This window comes from Candidatus Omnitrophota bacterium (genome assembly GCA_041653595.1).
Taxonomy (GTDB): Bacteria; Omnitrophota; Gorgyraeia; order Pluralincolimonadales; family Pluralincolimonadaceae; genus Pluralincolimonas.
Genome location: JBAZFB010000019.1, coordinates 1 through 23,825 on the forward strand (window position 1 = coordinate 1; position 23,825 = coordinate 23,825).

Sequence of the window (23,825 nt, forward strand, 5' to 3'; positions counted from 1 at the left end):
ATCGAAGAGTCTTTTTTGTTGCGTGCGCTTGTCGCGCCGGGCTCGTCCATCCCGATCACTTCGGAGGCATGGTGTACCGTGACTCCGGTCGGGACTGAGCCGGCCTTCGAAAGCTCCTCGTCTATCCTTGCCTTGTCTCCGACTATCACGACCTCAAAACCGTATTCTGTAGCGGCAAGGATCGCGCCCTCTACTACCACCTTAGGCGCGTAATCCCCTCCCATACCGTCAACGGCTATCCTCATTTCTTCTTCACTTCCTTAGTCTTGATGTTGATGACCTTGCGCCCCTTATAGTATCCGCAGCTCGGGCATATCTGATGCGGTCTTACGGGCGCGAAACACTGCGGGCATTTAGTGACCTCGGGGGTAACCAGCACCTGGTGCGTGCGCGATTTATCGCGCCTCATTTTGGAATGTTTTCTTTTTGGTAGTGCCATTTATTTACTCCTTCTTTAGTTGCCGCTTTTCTCTATCCGGTTCCATCTCTGCACGTCTGTCTTGTGGCCGCAGCTGCCCTCGTTCAAGTTCTTGCCGCAGGCCTGGCATAGTCCCTTGCAGCCGTCCTTGCATAACGGCTTGACAGGGTATTCAAGTATTATCTCCGAGCGTATATCGTCGGTGAGGTCCAGGGTCGTCTTTCCCTTTAAGTCATAACTGAAATCGAAATCCTTTTTGAAATCTACGGTGTAGGAAGAAAGGCAGCGGCTGCATACCGCCTCGATCCTGCCGCTCGCGGAGACATGCACGTATGCCTCGTCCTTATCCCTGCCTATAAAAACGGAAAGGGATACCGGCGTGACGAATTTCAGGTCGTCCCGCGCCAGGTCCAATTCCGAGGCGTTTTGCTTTTCCTCGATAGCGAGCCCTTCATTCGGGATGTCGTTTATCTTTATCTTCATCTTGATTTTTGCGCCAGCGCCTTGGCGACGAAAGGCGGGACAAAGCTCTTTACGTCGGCCCCGAGCGCGAACGCTTCCTTTATAAGTTTTGACGAAAGGTAAGAATAGGATTCGGAGGGCATCATGAATATCGTCTCGATATCCTGTGCCAGTTTCCTGTTGGTCAAGGCCATCTGGAACTCGTATTCGAAATCCGACAGCATCCTCATGCCCCGGATCATGACCCTTGAGCCCTTGCCCCTTACGTAATCGACGGCCAGGCCGCCGAAATCCTCGATGACAACGCCCCTCATGCCCCTGGTCGCCTTCTTGAGCATCGCTATCCGCTCATCCACGCTGAAGAGGGGTTCTTTTTCCGCGTTGTGCGCGACCGCGATTATAACGGTATCAAAGATCTTGAGCGCTCTCTTTATAAGGTCTATGTGGCCGTAAGTTACGGGGTCAAAAGTCCCCGGGTAGACCGCTTTTCTCTTCATTATTTGGTTTGGCCCTTACAGTAAAAAGAAACCAGCGTGTCGCCGTACCTTGCGGTACGAAAGAGCCTCAGACCCCCGCTTGAATCGGGTAACAGGTCATGCTTGGAATGCTCTATAACCGCTACGCCAGTTTCGGATAATATATCACAATCGGCCAGTAATGACAAGGTTTTTTTGGCGATCTCCTTATAGTAGGGCGGATCCATGAAGATAATGTCGAATTTGGCGCGTTCCCCGTAAAGCCTCCGGACGGCCGCCTGGAAATCCGCGCAAATGACCCCGGTCTGCCCCGCCCCGCCCGGGAGAAGCCCCACACTTTCTCGAAAGTGTGGGACAAGCCCCGCACCTTCATGAAAGTGCGGGACGAGGGCCTCTATGTTCTCTTTTATCGCCTTTATTGAGGCGCGGTTGTTGTCCGCAAATATGCAGGAGGCAGCGCCGCGGCTCAAGGCCTCCAGGCCAATGGCCCCGGAACCGGCAAAAAGGTCTAGCGCCTTCGCTCCCTCCACCGCCTCTCCCAGAATATCGAAAATGGCCTTGCGGACGTTATCAAGGGTGGGCCTTATGCCGCCCGGCGCCTTGATCATCCTGCTCCTGAAGATGCCGCTTGTTATACGCATATCACGCCTTGAGCTCCGTCTTCCCGGAGAACTTACGCCTGATGATATCCCTGATCTGCCTGTGCCCGGGCGCCTTAAGCTCGGGATCGCCTCTCACGAGGTCGAACGCCTCCTTGCGCGCTGCCTCAAGCTGTTTTACGTTCGCAACAAGGTTGGCGTAGCGCAATTCCGGAAGCCCGTGCTGTCTTGTCCCGAAGAACTGGCCCGGCCCGCGCAGTTGTAAATCCTCTTCCGCGATATTAAATCCGCTGGTCGTGCCGATAAGGGCTTTGAGCCGCTTCTTCGCCTCTTCAGATTCGGTATCGGAGAGTAAAATGCAATAAGAGCGCTGGTTGCCTCTTCCTATCCTCCCCCGCAATTGGTGGAGCTGGCTCAACCCGAACCTCTCGGGATTCTCGACTAGCATCACCGAGACATTGGGGTTATCGATGCCGACCTCTATGACCGTCGTCGATACGAGGATCTGCGCCTTGCCGGATTTGAAATCAGCCATCACGCGTTCTTTCTTCTCGCTATCGAGCCTGCCGTGGACCAAGCCGACCTTAAATTGCGGGAAGACCTCTTTTTTGAATTTTTCATACATATCGGCCGCGGCCTTAAGGTCTTCTTTCTTGCCCTTTTCTATCAACGGATAGACTATGAACGCCTGGCTTCCGGCAGCGACTTCCTGGGCGATAAATTTATATATCCCCTCGCGCCTCTGCTCCCCGACCCAATAGGCCTTGGGAGGTATGCGCCCCTTAGGCATTTCGTCGAGTATGGAGAGATCGAGGTCGCCGTATAATGTCATCGCGAGCGTCCGCGGTATCGGCGTGGCGGTCATGAAAAGCATGTCGGGGTTAAAACCTTTTTGCTTCAACTGGACCCGCTGGTCGACGCCGAACTTATGCTGTTCGTCTATCGCGGCCAGGCCCAGGTCCTTGAATTTTACACCTTCCTGGATGAGGGCGTGGGTACCTATCACTATGTTCGCCCGGCCCTCTTCTATGAGGCGTTTCGCCTCGTCGCGCGCCTCATCTACGACGCTGTTCGTAAGTATGATGATATTTATGCCGAGCGGGCTGAGCAATTTGTTGAGGTTCATGAAATGCTGCTGGGCGAGTATCTCGGTCGGCGCCATAAGCACTCCCTGATAGCCATTCGATACGGTCAGGACGAGCGCATACGCCGCGACTATCGTCTTTCCGGAGCCGACGTCGCCCTCTAGCAGGCGATTCATCGGCTTCGTGCTGGCCATATCCTTCTCGATGTCGGCTATAGCTTTCATCTGGGCGCCGGTCAGATTGAACGGGATCACCTCTTTGAAAGATTCCAGAAGTTCCCCCCCGACCTTATGCGCGACTCCGTCATCCGACCCCTTTATCCTGGCCTTCCTCTGCGCGAGCGCGGCCTGCAGGGCGAAAAATTCATCGAAGACGATGCGCTCATACGCGGTTTTGCGAAGGGCCTCGCTTTTCGGAAAATGGATGTTGAAGAGCGCCTCTTTCAATTCCGGCAGGCCATTCCTCGCCCTTATCCCGGCGGGAAGAAACTCCTCCACCTCGTCGAGATACCTGTCGAGCAGGTTCTTGATGACCGAGCGCATCCCCCTCTGGCTTATCCCCTCCGTCAGTGGGTATATCGGGACAATCCTCCCTGTGTGTATCATCTCTTCGCCGTCGTCTTTTATTATCTCGAACTCGGGGTTCGTTATCTGTATATCCTTGTACCTCTCGACCTTGCCGTAAAGGACCACCTTGTCGCCGGATTTGAACATCTTCTGCATATATGGCTGGTTGAACCAGACCGCGTAGATGACCCCGGTATCGTCGCCCACCGCCATCTTAAATAACGCCAACCCCTTTCCCCGGCGCAAACCCGCGGTCAGGACCTCGCCCCTTATCGTGGAATACTCTCCTATTTTGACCTTATTTATCGTATTAAAACGGCTGCGGTCCTCATAGCGGCGCGGAAAATGGTAGAGCAGGTCCTCGACGGTCCCTATATCGAGGCGCGCGAGTATCTCGGCCCTCGCCGGCCCGACGCCCTTCACATACCGCACCGGGATCTCATTTAAAGGCTGATTTTTGGTGTTGATGTTTTTGTCCGCTTGTGTTATCATTATACCCCTAAATAATACTTCAAGGAGGAAGTCATGTCAAAGGTATGCGATATATGCGGCAAAGGCAAGATGGCGGGTAAGGCCATCAAACGCCGCGGTATGGCCAAGAAGGACGGCGGTGTCGGCCAGAAGATAACGGGCAGAAGCATAAGGCGTTTCGCCCCTAATCTACAAAGGATAAAGGTAAATCTGAAAGGCGTCATCAAGACCCTCAAAGTCTGCACTGCTTGCATCAGGTCGGGTAAAATAGTTAAGGCATAGCCCCCGCAAGGGGCTTAATTAAACTTCAGGTCCCTTGGGACCTTAATTAAACTTCAGGTCCTTAAGCTGCAGTTGTATCGATTCCTGCCCCTGCCATACATTTATCGAAGGCGTAAAAGCGAGATCGAAGACCAGCGAGGCGGAATCGAGTTTATAATCAAGGGCTTTCTTGAAACCGACCGCCTCGTAAGTCAGTTCCCCGTCCGTCACCCATATCTTGAGCGTATTATAGTTTAGTATCTTCGGCTTCGCTTTAAGCGACAGCCCCTTCACCGCGAAGACGGGTTTGCGGTTGCCTACCCCGAACGGCTCAAGCAGCTCCAATTCTTTGAGGAATTTCCTGGTGATATCCTTAAGCGATATCCATGCGTCTATCTCGAGTCGAGGGACCAGGTCCAGGGGCTGTAGGACCTCGTGCGCAACGGCGTTCAAGCTGTCGCGGAAGGCGTCTATATTTTCCTTGGAAATGGTTATGCCGGCCGCGTGCTCGTGCCCGCCGAACTCGATCAGGTGCTCCTTGCATTTCGTAAGCGCGTCGAAGAGGTGGAAGTTCCTTATCGAACGCCCGGACCCCTTCCCTGTATTTTCGTTGAACGCGACCAGTATCGTCGGCCTGTAGAATTTCTCGACTATGCGCGAGGCGACTATGCCTATCACGCCGGGATGCCATTTATCTCCGTGCAGGACTATGACCCTGTGCTCCTTGAAATTCACTTCGCGCTCGACCTTCGAGACCGCCTCTTTAAGTATCGCCGCCTCCATCGCCTGCCGCTCGCGGTTGCTCTTATCGAGCTCCTCGGCGAGTTTTTTCGCCTCTTCTTTATCGTCTGTCAGGAGCAATTTCAGCGAATGCATCGACGAATTCATCCTGCCCGAGGCGTTCAACCGCGGCCCCAGGATGAATCCCACAGTCTCGGTATAAAATTCCTTCTTCTTCCCTATCCCGGCTACTTCCATGAGCGCCCTTAAGCCCGCCCTCTGCGTCTTCGCCAGGTACTTGAGGCCGTGTTTTACCAGTATCCTGTTCTCACCGGTAAGCGGGGCGACATCGGATATCGTACCGAGCGCCACCAAGTCGAGGTCTTCTTCACTGCTCCAACCTAATGCTTGCGTTAATTTATATACAAGGCCGACGCTGGCGAGATGTTTATAGGGATAGCCGCAACCCGGCGCGAACGGGTCCAGTATCGCTAATGCCTCAGGCAGGTTGCCTTTTACGGGCTGGTGGTGATCGATGATTATGGAGTCTATGTGATGCTTATTTAAGAAATCTACCTCTTCGGCAGCAGTGATCCCGCAGTCGACCGCGATGACAAGTTTCACGCCGTCCTTACGCGCGGTCTCAAGCGCTTCAAGATTAAGGCCGTACCCCTCCTTTACGCGGTCAGGGATATAATTGTGTACGTGGGCGCCGTATCTTTTCAGCGTCGCATACAACAGCGCCGTGGCTGTCAGGCCGTCGACGTCGTAATCGCCGTAAACGAGGATGCGCTCCTTATTTTCTACGGCGGATCTTATCCGCGCGGCCGCTTTCTCCATGTCCTTGAAAAGGAAAGGGTCGTGGAGCGATGAGAGGCCGCACGAGAGGAAACTGCGGGCTTCCTGCGGGTTATTTACGCTTCTTTTTATAAGCAGGCGGGCGAGGACAGGCGATATACCCAGCGCCTCGGCAAGGCCGGCGCCGGCGCTGTCGTCTAACGATTCCATCTCCCATGCCTTTTGCATATCAGGCGGGCTCTATATGGACTATCACATCCGTGACGCCGGGGAATTTTTCGCGAATGCGCTTCTCGATGGTGGTAGACAGGTCGTGGGCCTTCCCGACAGGCATGTTCTTATCCACCGTCACGTGGAGGTCGACATGGATATCATCGGAGCGGCCGCGCGTCCTTATGCGGTGGCAGCCGACTATCTCCTTTATATCGGATAGCGCGTCGCATATATTCTGCACTTCGATGACCGCGTAATCGGTAAGGACCTTTGAGCTCTCCATGAGTATCCTGACCCCGATATACGCGATCAACAGCGATATTATTATGCCTGCGATGACGTCTATGATGGGAAGCCCCATCCTGACGCTGACCAGGCTGATCACGACCGTGATGGAAGTAAAGATGTCCGAACCCGTGTGCATGGCATCAGCCACTAGGAAATCGCTGCCCAGCTGCTTTCCTCTTCTATATTCATATCTCATCACGCCGATATTGACTGCCAGGGTCACGCCCATCACGACGAAGCTGCCCCAATTCGCCGTGGGGTTGATAAGCTCCTGGTGAACCAGCCTGTGCAGGGATGCGGTTATGAGCTTGAAGGCTATAAAGAAGAGCGCCACCGCGATGGCCATCGAGGCGAGGGTCTCATACTTGCCGTGGCCGTAAGGATGTCCGATATCCCTGGGCCGCGACGCCACCGCTATCCCGATCAGGCCGATTATATTCGATGACCCGTCCGAGAGCGAATGGAAACCGTCCGAGGTCATGGCCAGGGATTGCGTCAGGAGGCCGTATATGATCTTGGCCGCGGCCACTCCCCAGTTAAGTACGAGTATCCAGATAAGGATATTTCTTATCTGTATATACCTATTATTTCCCAATTGCTTTCTTCCTCGGCTGGAATGCCAGCACAAGCGGGCTGGCGATATAGACGGTCGAATATACGCCGGAAACAAAACCTACCAGCAGCGCGAACGCGAAATTGCTCAGGACCTCGCCGCCGTAAAGGAAGATCGCCAATACCACGAGGAGAGTTACCCCCGAGGTCAAGAGCGTCCTTCCCAGCGTCTGGTTGACGCTCAGGTTTATCACGTCATACAGGCTCATCTTCCTGTTGAGCCGTATATTTTCCCTTACCCTGTCATAGATGACGATGGTGTCATTTATCGAATAACCGGCGATGGTAAGGAAAGCCGTGACGCTCAGCAGGTCTATCGCCCTGTTCGTCAACGCCAGGAAGCCCAGCGCCACCAAGACGTCATGTATGAGGGCGATGACGCCCGCTGCCGCGAAATTAAAATGCTTGAACCTGAAAGCGACATATATCAATATGCCGATCAGCGACCATATGATCGCGTATACGGCCTTCGTCTTGAGATGTTTTCCCGCGACCGGGCCGACATGCTCTATCTTGAGCATCTGTATATCCTGGTCCGGGAAAGCGCTCTTCAGCTTGTTCGTAAGGTCCGTGCTCTTGTCGGCTGCGGTCCTTATGAGTATGACCCTCGGGTTATCCTTGAACTGCTGGATCGAGGCATCCTCGAGGTTAAGCTCTTTCAGCGTCTTCCTGACGCCTTCGATATCCGGGGCGGACTTGAACATATACTCCTGGAGCTGGCCGCCGGAGAAATCTATTCCGTACGCCTTATCTTGTTTCGAGAAAAATGAGAAGAGACCTACGCCTATCACGATGATAGAGATGGCATAAAATATCTTCCTCTTGCCTATAAAATCGATCTTCGTCTCCTTGATAAGCTTTAACATCGGCAGGGATTTTACCAGGCCTGCATTTATGAGTGATTCCATTATGACGCGCGTAACGAAGATCGCCGTGAACATGCTCGCCAGGAGACCGATGGTCAGGGTCACAGCGAAACCCCTGATCGGGCCTGTCCCGAACTGGAAGAGGAATAGAGCCGCGATCAGCGTCGTAAGGTTCGAGTCGAATATGGCGCTGAATGCCTTGTCATAACCCATGCTGACCGCCTGCCGCAGCGCCTTTCCGGCCTGCAATTCCTCTCTTATCCTCTCATTGATAAGCACGTTCGCGTCGACTGCCATGCCGAGCGAAAGGGCTATACCCGCGATACCGGGAAGGGTCAACGTGGCGGATATGCCGGGGAACACATAAGGCAGGAACCCGAGGCATCCGAGGGTGAACAACAGGTTAAGGCTTAGGGCGATGTCGGCGATGAGGCCGGATATGAGATAATAACCGGCCATGAATATCAGGATAAGCGCTCCGCCTATCAGGCTAGCCTTTATGCCTTTATTTATCGAATCCTGCCCCAGCAAGGGGCCGACCGTCCTCTCCTCCTCGATATACATGGGAGCGGGCAGCGCGCCGGTCCTCAATACCAATGAGAGGTCCCTGGCGTTCTCGACCGTGAACCTTCCGCTTATCACGGCCTCGCCCGAAGGTATCGCCTCCCTTATGACCGGGGCAGACTGCACTTTGCCGTCAAGAACTATTGCCAGCCTCCTGCCGACATTCTCGCTTGTTATCCTCGCGAATTTTTTCGCGCCTTCCGAATTAAACGTAATATTGACCGTCGGCTCGTTGAATTTGCTCTGGTCGAAATGTATCGCGGCATTCGAGAGCCCCTCGCCGGTCATGACAGCCTGCTTTTCCAGCAGCAGCTTGCCCTCATCGTCGAGGGAAGTCTTTAGCTCATAGCCTTCGGGGACATTGCCGGTCAACGCCTGCTTCATCTTTTCCGCGTCATCTGAAACCAGCTTGAATTCAAGCAGCGCAGTCCGCCCGATTATGCTCAGGGCGCGCTCGCGGTCGGTGACGCCGGGAAGCTGGACCACTATCTCGTCCTTTCCCTGCCTCTGGATAGACGGCTCCCTTACGCCGAACTGGTCTATCCTGTTCCTTATGACCTCGATCGCCCTGTCGCCGGCGTCTTCACGCGCGTTCTCCGGCAGGTGGCTGTATCGACTTTAAGCAAAAGGTGCATCCCGCCCTTTAAGTCAAGGCCGAGCTTTATCTTGCCTTCCTGTATCACCTTCCCGTCTTTATCCTTGACGTCAAAAGGCGGATAGATGAGCCAAAATGAAGCCGCTATTAAAGCGAATATTAATCCCGCTTTCCAGGGAAGCCCTCTGTTCATTTCTCCTCTCCTGTCCTCTTCTTTGTCGTATAAGCTATCGCGTATTTATCAACTTCTATCTTCGCGCTATCGTCAACCCGGAGGACCACGGATGTCTCCTTTACGTTGACTATTGTGCCGTGTATCCCGCCGCTTGTGACGACCTCATCGTTCTTGGCGAGGTTCTTTACCATCTCCGCGTGGTCTTTCTTCTGTTTCTGCTGGGGTCTTATGAGCAGAAAATAAAATACCACAAATATGAGGATCAGTGGTAAAAAACTTGCTATCGCGTTTGCGCCTTGCTGTTCCATTGTTTACCCTTTCTTTTGTTTTGCCGTTATTCCGACGGCTTCGTACTTCTCCATGAAATCAGCCCTGAATTTCGCGAACTTTCCGTCCCTTATCGCCTGCCTCATCTTCTTCATGAGGCTTTGGTAAAAATATATGTTATGCAACGATACCAGTTTCAACCCGAGGATCTCGTCGGTGTTGAAGAGATGCCTGATATAACTCCTTGTATGGTTCCTGCACGCGTAGCAGCCGCACCGCTCTTCTATCGGGCCCAGCTCCTTCGCGTTCACCGCCGTCCTCACGGAGAAACGCCCGTTCGAGGTAAAAGCGGTGCCGTTCCTGCCGTTCCTGGTCGGGACGACGCAGTCGAACATGTCGATTCCGGCGGATACCGCGTCGAAGAGGTCCTGCGGCTCGCCGACACCCATAAGATAACGCGGCTTATCCTCCGGCAGCAGCGCCGCCGTGAATTGCGTCATCTCGTTGGTGATCTCCCGGGGCTCGCCTACCGCGAGTCCGCCCAAGGCGTAACCGTCAAAATCCATCTTGACCAGCATCTTCGCGCAATCTTCCCTCAGGTCCTTATAAGAGGCGCCCTGCACTATACCGAAGACGGCCTGCTTCTTATTGGGCTTGGGATCGAAATCCTTTTCAAACCGCTCCCTGGAGCGCCTAGCCCACTCGAGCGTCCTTACGGCGGCGCGTTTCGCCATCTCGTATTCGCATGGATAATGGACGCACTCGTCAAGCACCATCATTATATCACTTCCGAGGCAAGTCTGGAACTCCAACATCTTCTCCGGCGTAAGCATATGCTTCGAGCCGTCTATGTGCGACTGGAACTCCACGCCCTCATCGCTCACTTTCCTCAGCACCGCGAGACTGAAGACCTGGAACCCGCCCGAGTCGGTCAGTATCGGCTTCTGCCAATTCATGAATTTATGGAGGCCGCCCGCGTTCTTTATTATCTCTTCGCCGGGACGCAGGTAGAGGTGGTACGCGTTCGACAGGAGTATCTGAACTCCGCAAGCGTCGAGCTCGTCGTTCGAGAGCGTCTTTACCGTCGCCTGCGTCCCCACCGGCATGAACGCCGGGGTATCAAACTCTCCGTGCGATGTCTTTATCTTCCCCGCACGGGCTTTCGTCTCTTTGTCTTTCGCGATTATTTCTATCTTCATATTATCAACATCGAGTCGCCGTAACTGTAAAACCGGTACTTCTCTTTCACGGCCTCCTCGTAGGCTTGGAACAGGACTTCCCTGCCGCAGAAAGCCGCGACGAGCATCAGAAGCGTCGTCTTCGGCAGGTGGAAATTCGTCACCAGCGCGTCGACAAATTTAAAATTATACGGCGGATATATGAAAAGATTGGTCCATCCTTTGCCCTTCTCGACCCGGTTCTTCGAGCCCTTGACGAGCTGCGCCTGGTTCTCCAGCACCCTGCAGGTCGTTGTCCCGACCGTGAATATCTTACCGCCCTTCTCTTTCACATCGTTCAGCCTCAGCGCGGCCTCTTCCTTCAATTCAAATACCTCGGGCTCTAACTTATGCCTGGAGACCTCGTCTACCGAAACCGGTTTGAACGTCCCGTACCCGACATGCAGGGTCAGCGATTCGACCGATGCTCCCTTCGCCTTGATATTTTTTAATACCTCATCGCTGAAATGCAGACCGGCGGTGGGTGCCGCGACCGCTCCCGGTGTCCTGGCATAGACGGTCTGGTACCTCTCCTCGTCGGATTTCTCCGGCGGACGCTTTATATAAGGCGGGAGGGGAACTATGCCTATCTTATCCAGTATAGCCCCGAAATCCGAGCCGTTTATGCTGAATTCGATAAGCCTTATCCCTTCACTTTCGCCGCGGATGACGCCGGTGAGTTCGCCTGCGCCGAACGTGAAACTCGTGCCGACTTTTATCTTTGTGGAAGTATTTATCAGGCACTTGTAGAGCCTCTCGCTCATCTTTTCTATGAGCGTTATCTCGGCCTTCGCGCCCGTATCCGCCCTCTTCGCCGGAAGCCTCGCCTTTATGACCTTCGTGTCGTTTACTACGAGGCAATCCTGGGGCCCGATATAATCGATGATGTCGCGGAAGTTCCTGTGTTCTATCTTCTTTGATATTTTATGGACTACCATAAGCCGTGAGGCGTCGCGCGCCTGCGCCGGATATTGCGCGATAAGCTCTTCCGGAAGTTTATAATCGAATTCACTCAGTCTCATTTCGCGTCCTTAAGATCGGTTATCTTTGAGCCGGGATAATAAAATCCCAGTATCTCGTCCGCCTTCTTGCCGGCGCGGGACATGTAATATGCGCCCCACTGGCAAAGGCCTACCCCGTGCCCCCACCCCAGTCCTTCGAAGGCCACATATTCCCCTATCACCGTGACCTTGAAATTCGTGCTCCTTACGATATCGGCCCCGATCATCCGCCTGAAATCCTTCGCAAGGAGGATCGCCTCCCCTTTGTCACCCTTGACCTTTAATTCCAATATCCGGGCTGAGAACGTATCTCTTTTCACGGCTTCAAATCCGATTATGTCACCGACGGGATAGCCGGCGGCCGCGAGTTTCTCCTCCGCCTCTTTTACCGACATCCATTTCTCCCAGTAGAAGTGCGGCGATTTCCTGCACCACCTGCACTTTACCCCCTTCAGCGGAGGAAGGTCGATGTTCCAAAGGTAAGCGGCGTCGAATGTGCTGCCGCCGCATGTGGCGTGGAAAAAAGCCGGGAATATAACCCCGTTATACGTCAGGACCTGGTCCCTCGTCTCGTCCACGGCCTTGTTGGTCCGCCATTTCTCGGAAAAGATACCGCCGTAGACCTGGGAACTCACATCAGCCGTGACATCATAATCTTTCGCCTTCGATTCTTTTATCTGGCTCAACGCGTAGGTCCTTGCCGCTATCGCCTGGGCCTTGAGCGCCTCCATCGGCCACCACGTCGAGACCTCGTTGCGCATGACGCCGTAAAGGTATTCTTCCAGGTCGACCGTATTTACGACGGTCAATTTCCTTCCGTCCTTAAATATCCTTATTTTGCCCCTGAATATGCGCCCGTTTATATAGACACGCGAGCCGCCTACGGGTTCCACCGAGATAGCGTTGGCGCTGATCTCCTTCCCGTCAAACCCGAACCCCGCGTCGGTCGCTGTCAGGCCGGTCTCCGGCAGGTACTTCTCCTCGAGGAGGACGCTGTTGGAAAGATGGTCTAATATCCTGAAATTCCCGGCTATGAAGATTCTTATCGAATCGGCGCCCTTCGCGACCGCGACGCGGACGCGGACCGGATCTCGCGCGGCGGTGAACTCCTGTATGCAGTGGACCGCAGGAGCGGTAATTACCGATATTGCCGCGAAGATCGTCAAGAAACAGAGGCGGGTTCGCATGACCGGTTAAAACAACTCCTTCTGGGATTCTTTTTTGGAGGGGACTTTAAAATGCTCGTATGCGGACTTCGCGGCTTCTCTTCCGCGGGGCGTGCGTTTCAGAAATCCTATCTTTAACAAAAACGGCTCGACTACGTCAGAAATGGTATCCGCCTCTTCATTCAATGTCGCAGCAAGGGATTCTATCCCTACCGGCCCGCCGCTATACGTATCTATGATAGCTTTCATCACTTTCCTGTCGAGGGCGTCGAGGCCCATCGCGTCGATGCCGAGCATCGCCAGCGCTTTGTCCACGATCTCTTTGTCTACCTTCCCCGCGTTCTTCACCTCGGCGTAATCCCTTACCCTGCGCAGGAGCCTGTTGGCTATGCGCGGTGTGCCGCGGGCCCGGCGCGCGATCTCTGAGGCAGAATCCTTATCCAGGTCTATCTTGAGTATCTTCGCGGAGCGCTTGATTATCTGCACCAACTCCTCGGCGGCGTAAAAATCTAGGCTGTAGAGCATACCGAACCTGCCGCGCATCGGGGCGCTCAATAGCCCGGAGCGCGTCGTCGCGCCGATAAGCGTGAACGGTTTTAAATTGAATTTTATCGTCTTGGCGTAAGGGCCTTTGTCGATGACGAAATCAATCTGGTAATTCTCCATCGCCGGATAGAGGAACTCCTCCACGATCTTCGAGAGGCGGTGGATCTCGTCTATGAAAAGGATATCTCCTTCGCCGAGATTTGTAAGGATGCCGATCAGGTCGCCGGCCTTCGCGATAGCCGGCCCGGACGTGGCGGTTATCTTCGTCCCCATCTCGCCGGCTATTATATGGGCCAGCGTCGTCTTGCCGAGGCCCGGAGGGCCCGAAAACAGGATGTGCTCGAGCGGCTCTTTCCTCTTCTTCGCGGCCGACACGGCAATGAGCAGGTTATCAACGACCGCCTTCTGCCCTACGAACTCCGTGACCTTCGCGGGGCGCAGGGAAAGGTTTAATATTATATCTTCCTCTGTCTCCTGGCTGAAGACGAGTTTTTCGCGCAACTGCCCTTCTTTATCTTTCTTCTCTTCGCTCATTTGGAATGTTTCTTATGTTTATAGACTTCATTCAGCAGGTCTTCCGCGGTCTTGATTCCCGGCGAACGCTCGAGGGCCTTCTGTATCATCTCTTTGGCTTCCGGCTTCTTATACTGCAATTGCAGCAGGATCTCGGTCGCCTCTTCCACGAAATCCGGTTCCTTCGTGACCGTTATCTCGACGCCGTATTCCTGTATCAGCCCGAACTTCCCGAGCTTATTTTGGAGTTTGGCGACTATCTCTTTTGCGCGTTGTTCCCCGATGCCCGGCAGGGATTTGAGCGCGGCGAGGTCACCGTCGGCTATCGCTTTTACTATCTGAGGTATAGAGGCGTTCAATGCCCTGACCGCCGCCTTGGGCCCGATGCCGGAGACGGTGATGAACTTCTCAAAAAATTCCTTCTCTATCTCGTTTAAGAAACCTATGAGGACGGGTATGCTGCGCGCGGGGTCGGTATGGTGGTAATGGTATGTTATCAGTTTGATGGAGCCGTCCGGGGATATGTGTCCGTCGATCGACTTCATCACGCAGCCCGGGATCAATACTTCGTAAGAGATGCCGCCGTCGACGTCGATGATGAGGGATGAGCTCTTGCGTTTGGCGATCTTGCCTCGGATATGAGATATCATCTTGACCCCGTTATCCCGTCCATCCGGGAGATGTGTGCGTGAGCGACCGCGAGCGCCAGCGCGTCAGAGATATCAGGCGGGTTCGGGGCCGACTTCATATTGAAAAGGTTTTGTATCATGCGCTGCATCTGGTATTTGCTCGCGTGGCCGGCGCCTGTGACCGCCTTTTTGACGCGCGTCGCCGAATATCCGACGAGTTCCGTCCCGGTCTCTTTTGCCAGGAGGCATATCGCGCCGCGGGCGTGGCCCATAAGTATGGAGGTTACGGGGTGCCTGTAATGTGAATATAACTGCTCGAGGACCAGCACGTCCGGCTTCGACTCCCTGACGAGGCCTTTTATCGCCTTGTATATCTTCTCTATCCTCGCCTCTACTTTTTCTTTCGCCGAGGTCCTCACGACACCCGCTTCAATGAGCTTTATTCCCTTCGGCCCGGCCTCTATCAGGCCGTAACCGGTAATGCATAAACCTGGGTCGATACCCAGTATTTTCACCCCGTTAGAAATCCGATTTCTAACGGGATTTGTCATTCCTGCTTTGCCTGTTCCAGTATCTCGTCGGGGATGTCAAAATTCGCGTATACGTTCTGGACGTCTTCGTAATCCTCCAGCGCCTCGACTAGCGCAAGGACCTGTTTCGCCGGGGTGCCTGTGACCTTTACCGTCATCGTCGGGAGACTGGTCACCTCGGCCAGCTGGCATTCGATCTTGTTGTCATCGAGCGCCTTCTTGACCTTCTCGAAATCATGGGGGGCTGTCGTTATTTCATAGACCGTATCTTCGGTCTTCATGTCTTCGGCGCCCGCGTTGAGGGCTATATCCATAAGCTTGTCTTCTTCGATCTTCGTCTTTTCGATGACGATCAGCCCCTTCTTATGGAAAAAGCGCGCGACAGCGCCCGGGCCGGCCATATTGCCGCCCTTGCGCGATAGGATATTCTTTATTTCTGCCGAGGCCCTGTTCTTGTTGTCGGTCAGGGCTTCGACCATTATAGCCACGCCGCCAGGCCCGTAGATCTCGTAATATATCGTCTCATAGACGACGCCGGGAAGCTCTCCGGTCCCCTTCTTTATCGCCTTTTCTATGTTGTCCTTGGGCATGTTCACTTCTCTGGCCTTTGCCAGGGCAAAGCGGAGCCTCGGATTCACATCCGGGTCGCCGCCCCCGTCCTTCGCGGCGACGGTGATCTCTTTGGTCGCTTTGGTAAAGGCCCTGCCTTTTACGGCATCAGCGGCGGCTTTTTTGTTCTTTTGTGTCTTCCATTTTGAATGTCCGGACATCTCAGGAAATACCTCCGATTTAGATTAATTTTTCGTGGAATTTGAATACAAAATTATACCATTTTGGGGGCTAAAATGTAAAGGATTTTTGGGCGGGAACTGCGCTATTTGTGGTGCTCGTGGCCGTGGTTGGCGTGGCCGCCTGCCGCTTCTTCGGCCGCCTTCTTGGTGTTGGCAACTATCAGATTTGTGATCTTGGCGGGAACTTCCTCGTAGTGGTCGAACTTCATCGAATATGAGCCGCGGCCGCCTGTCATGGAACGCAGTTCGGTCGCGTATTTGAACATCTCGGCCATGGGTATATTGGCTTTGACATACTCCTGTTTCCCTCTCCCCTCAATGCCCATTATCCTCCCGCGGCGGGAGTTAATATCGCCGGTTATCTGCCCGAGGTAATCATTAGGGACGATTATCTCTACGCCCATTATCGGCTCCAAAAGGACTGGGCTCGCCTGTTCCTGGCCGCTCTTGAAGGCCATCGAACCGGCTATCTGGAAAGCCATATCCGACGAATCGACCTCGTGGAACGAACCGTCGTATACGGTCACCCTGATATCGACGACAGGGTATCCGGCGAGGAAGCCCTTGGTCATCGCTTCCCTTACGCCCTTCTCTACGGACGGGATAAATTGCCTCGGGATCGCTCCGCCGACGACTTTGTCCACGAACTCGAATTGCTGTCCGTGCGGCAACGGCTGGAGCTCCAGCCAGCAGTCGCCGTATTGCCCGCGGCCGCCGGACTGCCTCTTGAATTTGCCCTGTATCTTGACGGCCTTTTTTATCGTCTCTTTATAGGGGACTTTGGGAACGCCGACCTCTACATCTACGCCGAAACGCTTCTTCATCCTGTCGAGCATTACATCCAGGTGGAGGTCGCCCATTCCCGATATTACGAGCTCGTGCGTCTGCTCGTTGCGGGTTATCCTGAACGTCGGGTCTTCCGAGGCGAGGCGCGTCAATGCGCCCATTATCTTCTCCTCATCCTGGCGCGTCTTGGGTTTTACGGAATCAGATATGCACGGTTCCGGGAATGACGTTGCCGGGAAGGCGATGGGGTTCCTCTCGTCGCAAAGGGAATCGTTATTATGTGAATCCTTGAGTTTGGCGACTGCGGCTATATCCCCGGCGCCGGCCTTCTGTATGGGCACCTGCTCCTTACCCTGCAGGACATAGATCTGCCCTATACGCTCCTTGAGGTCCCTCGAAGAATTATAGAATCCGGTGTTCGATTCTATCGTCCCTGAGAATACCCTGAAGAGCGTAAGGTGGCCCACGTAAGGATCGAATATATCCTTGAATATGAATGCCGAGAAGGGTTCGGTATCGACGGGATTTCTCTTGGCCGGTTCTTTCGTCTTCGGGTTTATGCCCTCGACCGGCGGCCTGTCTGCCGGCGACGGGAAAAGGTCGACGATCGCGTCCAGGAGTTCTGTCACCCCGATATTCTGGACTGCCGAGCCGCAAAAGACCGGGATGATCTTTCCCGAGATACACGCCGACTTGAGCGCCTTGGCCATCTCCTCCCGGGAGATCTCTTTGCCTTCCAGGAATTCCTCGGTAAGCGTGTCGTCGGTCTCGACGACCGCGTCGAGCAACTCTTCCTTATATCTGCCGTCCTTCGGCAGGACGCCCTCTACGCCTTTAAGCGAAAGCTCCTCCCCTACGGGAAGCTGGAGCGCGACGCACTGTTTCCCGAACCTGTCGCGTATCGAGTTGAGGGTATTCTCAAAATTGGCGTTCTCTTTATCGAGTTTATTTATGAATATCGCGCGCGGAAGGTTCCTCTCCTCCAGGAATTGCCATACGCGTTCGGTCCCGACCTCTATGCCGTGGACCGCCTCGATCAAAAGCACGGCCGCGTCGGCCGCGCGCAATGGCGCTATCACGTCGCCGACGAAATCGGCGTACCCCGGCGTATCGAGGATATGGACCCTTGTGTTCTTCCAGATGAGGTGTAGGAATTTCGAGGTGATGGAGATCTTTCGTTCTATCTCGTCGGCATTGTAGTCGGAGTGGGTGTTGCCTTCCGCTACCTTTCCGAGCCGGGTGGTCATCTTGGCGTTAAAGAGGAGCGCCTCGATCAGTGAAGTCTTCCCCGAACCGGAATGCGAGACGAAAATTACGTTACGGACGTTCTGTGCGGGGTATCTATCCATAAGTATTAGTCAATATAACGTAGGCGGAAATCCTTGTCAAGCGGAAAAAACGGCCTCTTACCTTGTAACGGTCAGGCTGATCTCTTTCCGCGCGTCGGCCAAAGTGGAATCGATCGAATTCTTGAGAAATTGCGGATTGAGCATCATCGAGGTTGGCCCCTGTCCTGCTTCGCCGGGTTTCTTCTGCGCGGCAAATTCCATCGAATAGGCCGTATTAAGGAGAACGAGCTGGCGGAAGGATACTTCCAGGCTGCCGTGCACCTTGGGGTATAACGTCTTGACGTTGCCGCTCGAGTAATCCGTGAACATCCGCATCTGGTCGTTAGTCATCCGGAGCCATGAGGCGGACCATTCATCCCATTTCTTCTTGTCGAAATTCTTTTTGTTCGCTTCGTAGGCCGTATTCAAATCGCTGTAAAGCGATTGGACCCTGTCCGCGGTTTCGGTGAGGCGCTGCTTATCGCTCTTCTCCTTTTCGGATACCTGTGAAGCGGAACCAATGACCAGGTCGCATGACCCCGCGGCTATCTCCTTATTATCCGCTTCCGCTCTCGCTTCGATGGCGTATTTACCCGGCGAAAGCTGTCTTTCGAAGGGCTCGATAAGGGTGAAAAAATCGCCGCTCCGGACGGTAATATTTTTCGTTATGAGGACCTTGTCCTGTCTCTTAAAATTGAGCGTAAGCTTTGTCCCGCGCGGCAGGTCGGCCTTACCCGTGATCCTTATCTTGCTCTTTGCGTATTCGGCTTTTAAACTTATGTTCGAAAGCGTTGCCGGCGCTTTCGCCGTCTCTTTGGAGTCGGCCTTGGAATAACCCTCAGCCGGTTCTTTTATCTCAAAAGATTTGATATCTTTCCTGCTCAGCTTCATCTTTCCGGAGCCCAGCTTTATCTCTATATAATCATCGGGCTGGCCTATTATCTGCCCGTTAAGCGTCCTGCCGTTCTGGAGAGTTATTGTATCGGCACGTGACGAAACCGGCATAAAAATAACTATCGCGATTGTCAACAATATGAATGCCTTCTTCATGACCCTTCCCTCCAATATTTAATACGCGCCGTAGGCAAATAGGTGCACGTCAGGTCTTCAAAGACCGGGGTCTGCGAGCTCGTTGTATACTGGTCCTTACTAATATCCGATTTGGCTAATGCGATCTTGTATTGTATCCAGGAATTGGTCCCGCCTATGGCCGCGCCGTTACTGGCAGCGGCGGTCCAGCCCGAATCTGACGACGGGATATTATTATAGGAAGTGGCCGTCCTGAAAGAAACTGCGGCGGTGTTACCGGACGGCGTCTGGGCCGACCAGGAAACCGTCCCCCATCTTATCGATCCCCCGCTGTAAAACGGCGTAGAGATAAGATACCCGCTCTCCGGTATGCAGCGAATATCGTCCCAATGTGTCTGCATCGTCGTGACGGCGCCGGCATAAGGCCAGGTGCCATTAAGGCCTATAATATGTTGTCCCCTATCAAGGTCGACCCAGTCCGCGCCCAGATATTGGTTGTTTGCCACAAATTTAAATATAGGATTTGACGGGTAACCGGCCGCCCAATTCGCCACGTTATTCCTCTGGATGCCATTTACCCAGGAGGCATACTGGGCCGAACTCGCTCCGTTGTCCCATCCTATCATCGCCATTGCGCTCTCTGTGGTATAATTAAATTGCGGATGGAAGAAGGCGCCCTGATAGAGCCGTATCTCGCAAGTGTCCCCGTCCGGCCATAGAGGCCTGGGTTCGGTCAATACCTGATCTGTTCCGTGCGCATCAGTTAATAATGTTTTGTAACCATTGGGTAGCAGGCAATTCGCCCATCCCTGAGGGTCATCAGCGGAACCTTTGGCGAAAAGCCAGCAACCGCAGCCGGTCCCTTCCGGCTGCCAATATTGGAAGCTGCCCGGCGCGGGAATGTTGTTAAGGGCCTCGCCGCTCTTAGATTCCGGACTCTCTATGTATACGGGGGCGTTGCCGTTATTGGCGTCATATGCGGGGAAAAGTTGCGGTTCCATTACCGGATTTCCGTTTACATCATACGTATAAACATTCATTACGCCGTCGCTGTTTTTGTCGTCAAAATAGATCCATTTGCCGCCGGCGGGCGCATAAGACGGATTTATCGGGGGATGGCCATCGACGTAGGGGCCTGTATATAATGTGGCTGAACCCCTCCAGGCTATCCGGCTAGACGGGGCCGGTGCTTTAAGATAACCCCTCACGAACACGCTTTGGGTATTGGGCTTAAAGTAATACCTGCTCAGCTCAAAATGCTTCGCCTCGTGGGTATTGCATTCGATGTAAATTTCGTTGTCGCCGTCCCCGTCGTTATCCCTGATATCCTGAAAACTCATATTTAAGGTCACGTCCGGGATGTTCCACCACGCGCGATTCCATTGATACCCCTTCATCATGGCGGTGGAAAAAGCCGGGTCCTCGTCGAAATTGTCCCAATAGCCGAGTTTCACCGAATCAAGGGTTTTGGTATAAGTCCCGGCCTCTTCCCAGCGCATCTTTGAGGCGCCGGCATCCCAGTAATCGCCCTCGGTCGGGCAGCTGTCGAGCCAGTTCACGTTAAAGACCTCGCCGTCGCGGAAATTACCCTGCTGGTTGAACCAGGCGGCGCAATACTCCTCTTTTGTCGTCTGCGTCCATGTGCCGAAGACCTCCACCGTCGCGGTCACCTGCCTGGTCGCCGCCGTCAGGCCGCTCGCGAGAACAGAAGCCGTGGAAGTTATGGTGTATATCCCCGCGTGGTTGTATGTAAGGCCCGTCTTCATCAGGGGGTCATAGCCGAGCCTCTCGGCCGGGACGACAGATGCGCCCGCCCAGCTGGCGCCTTTCCACTTTAACATCACCGTATTCCCGTAGGTGTTATCATAATATTCGATCCGGATCTTATGCCAGCCCGCCGCCTGGAACGTATAATCCCCGCTGTATTCGGTCGTGCCCTGGTCCTGCCAGCTCGTCCCCTGGAGGACATTGGCCGTATTGTCATCCAAAAAAAGTTTGGCGCCGTCGTCGACCATCACCCGAAAAGTGATGGGTGTCCCGGTCTCGTCCGGCATTATCTCGATATAACCGTCCCATATGACGCCGAACCTGTCGACTCCGAAATTCACGATAGTGGCGATGGAGCCTCCGCCGGCGAACTCGGCGTCGTGCGTCTCAGACCAGCCCACATCGGAAGGAGTGGACTCATATCCGTCCGTGCCGGGAAGCTGGGTGTCATTGGGAGTTTGGTAGACAGGCCCGAGTTCGACGACCTTCTTGGCAAATCCCGCCTTATCTATGGTGACGTCCGGCGAGACCCCTGATATCCCCGGCCCGGATGCCCCCCCGTAATACCTCCCGAGAAGACCGCCTCTCATTATAGGCTTATAAAGCGTGATCTTGTCCTTATTGATGTTGAAAACGTCCTGGTCTATTCCCGTCGCGGCCCTTATCTCATTCATCGAATCGAAAGGTTTGTTCTTGCACTGCGCGGTTCCCTCGATATTGCCCGATATGCCGTTTATTGCCGTGTTTGTCGAATCCGTATCCCTGTAATCTATTATGTTCGCGACCTGCTGGTTTGTAAGGAATGTCTTAAGGATATCGATCTGACTGGCGTCCGTTTCGTCGAATGTATTGAGATTTACCTTATCTTCCTCGGACGTGATGGCAAGGGTATAGGTCCCTTCGCCAAGAGGGACGTTCGTTCCGCTAGAAGCGGCATAGCCTGCCACATAAGTCTTGAGGTTGGCATAGGAGGCAGAGGTTACCTGGGCGCGAATATCCATCACCGCTCTCTTTATGCCCGCCTCAGCTATATAACGCGCCCTTTCGGAATTTAGGAAATTGGCCGCTTCCTTGCGCGTAAGGAGCATGTTCAGGGCAAAGCTTATCCCGATAAGCGATATCAGGCCCAAAACGCCTATCGTCAACAGCAACGCTATGCCCCGCCTATTTTTCCCTGTCCAATGTTTCATCACGTTTCGAAATTCTCCACTTTTTTAATCCCCTCAGCCTATCCTATACACAGTTAACATGCCAAAGGGATCGGTTTCTATATAAGTTTAGACCATAAAAACGGCCTTGTCAATGGTACTTTTTTGCTTTTTGGAATGAATTTATTGCTTAATAAACAGCCCTCTGCTACGGAATATAAACGCCGGTTGAGAAGGTTTGGGTCTTTGTGGAATTCGGCTCCTGGATAGTTAAAATTATCTGGACCTTAGACGGCTTTTGCCCTGCCTGGGCGCCGCCGGCCCTTGAATCCCACGTAGTCGTTTGAGTACCTGCGGAATCGAAAAAAGTCATGGAGAATGCCGGCTGTGTAGCAGAAGCAACGACATTATCGGCGATCTTGTGGTTCTTGCTGGGGACATCAGCCTGGTGCGCGCTGAAGTCATAGTCCGGCGCTCCGGTCTGGAAGTAATAATACCTTGTAAGCTCATGGGTAGTGCTGTTGAGCCAGTATCCGACCTGGCACAACTCGAACGTGGCGGTAGCGTCGTTCTGCGTAGGGTTAAGCGCGGCGACAAAAAAGACTTCGCTCCCCCCGCTCGGGGTTACCCATGTGCTTCCGGAGCCGGAAGCAAAACCGCGGAACGTGACATCCGGGTTGCCGGAATTCAAATATGCGGCCGAAAGGTCCCTCGTCATCATATCCAGGGAGGCGCGCGCGTTCTGGAAGACGTCAAGATGGCCCTGGGTCCTGCGCCATGAATCCAGGCCGGCCTTGAAGACTATAAATAGCGAGGTCGCGATTATAGAGAATATGACCGATACGACCAGTATCTCTATTAAGGTGAGGCCCTTTCTACGGGCCGAGCGACGCAATAATTGTGACGAAATTCTCATTAAGGGTTCTCTGTTTATAATTCCATGATACGGTTAACGTGACCTGTTGGCAATTTGCCGGCAACCCGGATGTAGAGACCGTGACCGCATAGTTGAACCTCGGATCGGAAAAAGCGCCGCTTGTCGGCAAGACGCCTGTTGCCCCGTAGCCCACCCTCTTTATCTCCTCCATCTTATCCTGCGCGAATATCGTGGCTTTAGTCAGGTCGGCGGACCGGCTCGCCGAATCGAAACCGACCGGGAATAGCGCCAGGACCGCGAGTATCCCTATCATCAGGATGCCGAGAGAGATGACTATCTCTATTAAAGTAAAACCCTTTGCATTAGAAATGAATTTTATCATGGCATTGTAACCGCCCCTGTCGTGCTATCTACGGATATCACTCTGTTTTTTGTAGCGTCTTTTGTTTCCGCGACCGTCACCGTTGTCGGATTGGCGCTTCCGCTTATAAGCCCGCCGTTCGGGGTGAATGTGACCGTGACCGTAGCGGTGAAATTTATGCCCGCCGGCAACTGATATAGTTTTGTGCTTTCGACTGTTGTGCCTCCGGAATCCGTAATGCGGTACGTATTAGGCGTAACGCTCGTATCGAATACCGCGTTAAAATTGCTGTTCCGCGAAATGGCGTAACTTCTCGCCGTCCTGAGGATCGTGCCGATCTCCCTCTCCGAGGTCCTGAGGCCGGTAGACGATGAGAAATTCGCGAAAAAAGGCACGCTCATCGCGAGGAAGGCCAGGATAATGAACAGGACGATCGTCATCTCGATAAGCGTATAACCGGCTGCCCTTCTTTGCCCATAACGTAAGATCTTCATCGTAAAAGAATTATACCATATATTGACTTTGTGTCAAGGCGGATAGCGCGCAAAATAAAACCCCCGCATAGTGAAATGCGGGGGCTATTTATCCCGGCAGCGTCCTACTCTCCCGAGCCGTTGCCAGCTAAGTACCATCGGCCCTGAGGGGCTTAACTTCCGTATTCGGAATGGGAACGGGTGTGACCCTCTCGGCATAACCACCA

25 protein-coding genes and 1 rRNA gene are annotated in these 23,825 nt (G+C 53.7%); 1 reads left to right on the forward strand and 25 read right to left on the reverse strand.

Annotated elements, in window-relative coordinates; genetic code table 11:
- The 6 genes from WC317_06820 to recG form a co-directional block, all read right to left on the reverse strand.
- Positions 1-245: phosphate acyltransferase (locus WC317_06820; protein MFA5339839.1), on the reverse strand; the 245-nt coding region annotated here is incomplete at its 3' end.
- On the reverse strand, positions 242-439 hold the full coding sequence (gene rpmF / locus WC317_06825; GenBank protein MFA5339840.1) for a 50S ribosomal protein L32: 198 nt from the start codon (positions 437-439) through the stop codon (positions 242-244). The genes WC317_06820 and rpmF, both read right to left, overlap by 4 nt.
- A gap of 15 nt (positions 440-454) precedes the next feature.
- Positions 455-901 carry a YceD family protein gene (locus WC317_06830; protein ID MFA5339841.1) on the reverse strand — a complete coding sequence of 149 codons (447 nt, stop codon included), beginning with the start codon at positions 899-901 and terminating at the stop codon, positions 455-457.
- Positions 898-1,377, reverse strand: coding sequence for a pantetheine-phosphate adenylyltransferase (coaD, locus tag WC317_06835; protein MFA5339842.1), 480 nt, complete (start codon positions 1,375-1,377; stop codon positions 898-900). The genes WC317_06830 and coaD overlap by 4 nt, the downstream gene beginning before the upstream one ends.
- Positions 1,377-1,997 (reverse strand): 16S rRNA (guanine(966)-N(2))-methyltransferase RsmD, encoded by a 621-nt coding sequence (rsmD, locus tag WC317_06840; GenBank protein MFA5339843.1) that lies wholly within the window; start codon positions 1,995-1,997, stop codon positions 1,377-1,379. Before rsmD ends, coaD begins: the two co-directional genes overlap by 1 nt.
- 1 nt (position 1,998) lies before the next feature.
- Positions 1,999-4,098 carry an ATP-dependent DNA helicase RecG gene (recG, locus tag WC317_06845; protein ID MFA5339844.1) on the reverse strand — a complete coding sequence of 700 codons (2,100 nt, stop codon included), beginning with the start codon at positions 4,096-4,098 and terminating at the stop codon, positions 1,999-2,001.
- 33 nt (positions 4,099-4,131) lie between these two features.
- Here recG and rpmB point away from each other — a divergent pair, with 33 nt between their 5' ends.
- The gene (gene rpmB / locus WC317_06850; GenBank protein ID MFA5339845.1) at positions 4,132-4,359 is read left to right on the forward strand and encodes a 50S ribosomal protein L28; all 228 of its coding nucleotides are present in this window, start codon (positions 4,132-4,134) and stop codon (positions 4,357-4,359) included.
- 42 nt (positions 4,360-4,401) lie between these two features.
- Here rpmB and recJ read toward each other — a convergent pair whose 3' ends face one another.
- The 19 genes from recJ to rrf form a co-directional block, all read right to left on the reverse strand.
- Complete coding sequence (gene recJ / locus WC317_06855) at positions 4,402-6,066, reverse strand: single-stranded-DNA-specific exonuclease RecJ (GenBank protein MFA5339846.1); 1,665 nt, start codon at positions 6,064-6,066, stop codon at positions 4,402-4,404.
- Positions 6,067-6,085: 19 nt separating this feature from the next.
- Positions 6,086-6,952, reverse strand: coding sequence for a cation diffusion facilitator family transporter (locus WC317_06860; GenBank protein MFA5339847.1), 867 nt, complete (start codon positions 6,950-6,952; stop codon positions 6,086-6,088).
- The gene (gene secD / locus WC317_06865) at positions 6,942-9,002 is read right to left on the reverse strand and encodes a protein translocase subunit SecD (GenBank protein ID MFA5339848.1); all 2,061 of its coding nucleotides are present in this window, start codon (positions 9,000-9,002) and stop codon (positions 6,942-6,944) included. The genes WC317_06860 and secD overlap by 11 nt, the downstream gene beginning before the upstream one ends.
- Positions 8,951-9,187 carry a hypothetical protein gene (locus WC317_06870; protein MFA5339849.1) on the reverse strand — a complete coding sequence of 79 codons (237 nt, stop codon included), beginning with the start codon at positions 9,185-9,187 and terminating at the stop codon, positions 8,951-8,953. Before WC317_06870 ends, secD begins: the two co-directional genes overlap by 52 nt.
- The gene (gene yajC / locus WC317_06875; GenBank protein ID MFA5339850.1) at positions 9,184-9,477 is read right to left on the reverse strand and encodes a preprotein translocase subunit YajC; all 294 of its coding nucleotides are present in this window, start codon (positions 9,475-9,477) and stop codon (positions 9,184-9,186) included. The genes WC317_06870 and yajC overlap by 4 nt, the downstream gene beginning before the upstream one ends.
- A 3-nt stretch (positions 9,478-9,480) precedes the next feature.
- Positions 9,481-10,635 carry a tRNA guanosine(34) transglycosylase Tgt gene (tgt, locus tag WC317_06880; protein ID MFA5339851.1) on the reverse strand — a complete coding sequence of 385 codons (1,155 nt, stop codon included), beginning with the start codon at positions 10,633-10,635 and terminating at the stop codon, positions 9,481-9,483.
- Entirely contained in the window at positions 10,632-11,675 is a 1,044-nt protein-coding gene (queA, locus tag WC317_06885; protein MFA5339852.1) for a tRNA preQ1(34) S-adenosylmethionine ribosyltransferase-isomerase QueA, read from the reverse strand. Before queA ends, tgt begins: the two co-directional genes overlap by 4 nt.
- Positions 11,672-12,841, reverse strand: coding sequence for a SpoIID/LytB domain-containing protein (locus tag WC317_06890; GenBank protein ID MFA5339853.1), 1,170 nt, complete (start codon positions 12,839-12,841; stop codon positions 11,672-11,674). The genes queA and WC317_06890 overlap by 4 nt, the downstream gene beginning before the upstream one ends.
- Before the next feature lie 6 nt (positions 12,842-12,847).
- Positions 12,848-13,900, reverse strand: a complete 1,053-nt coding sequence (ruvB, locus tag WC317_06895; protein MFA5339854.1) for a Holliday junction branch migration DNA helicase RuvB — start codon at positions 13,898-13,900, stop codon at positions 12,848-12,850.
- Complete coding sequence (gene ruvA / locus WC317_06900; protein ID MFA5339855.1) at positions 13,897-14,529, reverse strand: Holliday junction branch migration protein RuvA; 633 nt, start codon at positions 14,527-14,529, stop codon at positions 13,897-13,899. The genes ruvB and ruvA overlap by 4 nt, the downstream gene beginning before the upstream one ends.
- Positions 14,526-15,023 (reverse strand): crossover junction endodeoxyribonuclease RuvC, encoded by a 498-nt coding sequence (gene ruvC / locus WC317_06905; protein ID MFA5339856.1) that lies wholly within the window; start codon positions 15,021-15,023, stop codon positions 14,526-14,528. Before ruvC ends, ruvA begins: the two co-directional genes overlap by 4 nt.
- A gap of 32 nt (positions 15,024-15,055) precedes the next feature.
- Entirely contained in the window at positions 15,056-15,808 is a 753-nt protein-coding gene (locus WC317_06910; GenBank protein MFA5339857.1) for a YebC/PmpR family DNA-binding transcriptional regulator, read from the reverse strand.
- 104 nt (positions 15,809-15,912) lie between these two features.
- Positions 15,913-17,964 (reverse strand): elongation factor G, encoded by a 2,052-nt coding sequence (gene fusA, locus WC317_06915; GenBank protein MFA5339858.1) that lies wholly within the window; start codon positions 17,962-17,964, stop codon positions 15,913-15,915.
- A 57-nt stretch (positions 17,965-18,021) separates the two neighbouring features.
- Positions 18,022-18,993, reverse strand: a complete 972-nt coding sequence (locus WC317_06920) for a hypothetical protein (GenBank protein MFA5339859.1) — start codon at positions 18,991-18,993, stop codon at positions 18,022-18,024.
- Complete coding sequence (locus WC317_06925) at positions 18,990-21,929, reverse strand: PA14 domain-containing protein (GenBank protein ID MFA5339860.1); 2,940 nt, start codon at positions 21,927-21,929, stop codon at positions 18,990-18,992. The genes WC317_06920 and WC317_06925 overlap by 4 nt, the downstream gene beginning before the upstream one ends.
- A gap of 166 nt (positions 21,930-22,095) precedes the next feature.
- A complete protein-coding gene (locus tag WC317_06930; protein MFA5339861.1) occupies positions 22,096-22,782 on the reverse strand; it encodes a type II secretion system protein in 687 nt (228 codons plus the stop codon).
- Positions 22,763-23,146 carry a prepilin-type N-terminal cleavage/methylation domain-containing protein gene (locus WC317_06935; GenBank protein ID MFA5339862.1) on the reverse strand — a complete coding sequence of 128 codons (384 nt, stop codon included), beginning with the start codon at positions 23,144-23,146 and terminating at the stop codon, positions 22,763-22,765. Before WC317_06935 ends, WC317_06930 begins: the two co-directional genes overlap by 20 nt.
- On the reverse strand, positions 23,143-23,619 hold the full coding sequence (locus WC317_06940) for a GspH/FimT family pseudopilin (protein MFA5339863.1): 477 nt from the start codon (positions 23,617-23,619) through the stop codon (positions 23,143-23,145). Before WC317_06940 ends, WC317_06935 begins: the two co-directional genes overlap by 4 nt.
- Before the next feature lie 91 nt (positions 23,620-23,710).
- Positions 23,711-23,825 (reverse strand): 5S ribosomal RNA (gene rrf, locus WC317_06945); the annotation flags it as partial.

Coding starts and splice junctions, on each gene's coding strand:
- rpmF (MFA5339840.1), bottom strand. CDS start 439: ATGGCACTACCAAAAAGAAAACATTCCAAAATGAGGCGCGATAAATCG.
- WC317_06830 (MFA5339841.1), bottom strand. CDS start 901: ATGAAGATAAAGATAAACGACATCCCGAATGAAGGGCTCGCTATCGAG.
- coaD (MFA5339842.1), bottom strand. CDS start 1,377: ATGAAGAGAAAAGCGGTCTACCCGGGGACTTTTGACCCCGTAACTTAC.
- rsmD (MFA5339843.1), bottom strand. CDS start 1,997: ATGCGTATAACAAGCGGCATCTTCAGGAGCAGGATGATCAAGGCGCCG.
- recG (MFA5339844.1), bottom strand. CDS start 4,098: ATGATAACACAAGCGGACAAAAACATCAACACCAAAAATCAGCCTTTA.
- rpmB (MFA5339845.1), top strand. CDS start 4,132: ATGTCAAAGGTATGCGATATATGCGGCAAAGGCAAGATGGCGGGTAAG.
- recJ (MFA5339846.1), bottom strand. CDS start 6,066: ATGGAATCGTTAGACGACAGCGCCGGCGCCGGCCTTGCCGAGGCGCTG.
- WC317_06870 (MFA5339849.1), bottom strand. CDS start 9,187: ATGAACAGAGGGCTTCCCTGGAAAGCGGGATTAATATTCGCTTTAATA.
- yajC (MFA5339850.1), bottom strand. CDS start 9,477: ATGGAACAGCAAGGCGCAAACGCGATAGCAAGTTTTTTACCACTGATC.
- tgt (MFA5339851.1), bottom strand. CDS start 10,635: ATGAAGATAGAAATAATCGCGAAAGACAAAGAGACGAAAGCCCGTGCG.
- queA (MFA5339852.1), bottom strand. CDS start 11,675: ATGAGACTGAGTGAATTCGATTATAAACTTCCGGAAGAGCTTATCGCG.
- WC317_06890 (MFA5339853.1), bottom strand. CDS start 12,841: ATGCGAACCCGCCTCTGTTTCTTGACGATCTTCGCGGCAATATCGGTA.
- ruvB (MFA5339854.1), bottom strand. CDS start 13,900: ATGAGCGAAGAGAAGAAAGATAAAGAAGGGCAGTTGCGCGAAAAACTC.
- ruvA (MFA5339855.1), bottom strand. CDS start 14,529: ATGATATCTCATATCCGAGGCAAGATCGCCAAACGCAAGAGCTCATCC.
- WC317_06910 (MFA5339857.1), bottom strand. CDS start 15,808: ATGTCCGGACATTCAAAATGGAAGACACAAAAGAACAAAAAAGCCGCC.
- fusA (MFA5339858.1), bottom strand. CDS start 17,964: ATGGATAGATACCCCGCACAGAACGTCCGTAACGTAATTTTCGTCTCG.
- WC317_06920 (MFA5339859.1), bottom strand. CDS start 18,993: ATGAAGAAGGCATTCATATTGTTGACAATCGCGATAGTTATTTTTATG.
- WC317_06925 (MFA5339860.1), bottom strand. CDS start 21,929: ATGAAACATTGGACAGGGAAAAATAGGCGGGGCATAGCGTTGCTGTTG.
- WC317_06935 (MFA5339862.1), bottom strand. CDS start 23,146: ATGATAAAATTCATTTCTAATGCAAAGGGTTTTACTTTAATAGAGATA.
- WC317_06940 (MFA5339863.1), bottom strand. CDS start 23,619: ATGAAGATCTTACGTTATGGGCAAAGAAGGGCAGCCGGTTATACGCTT.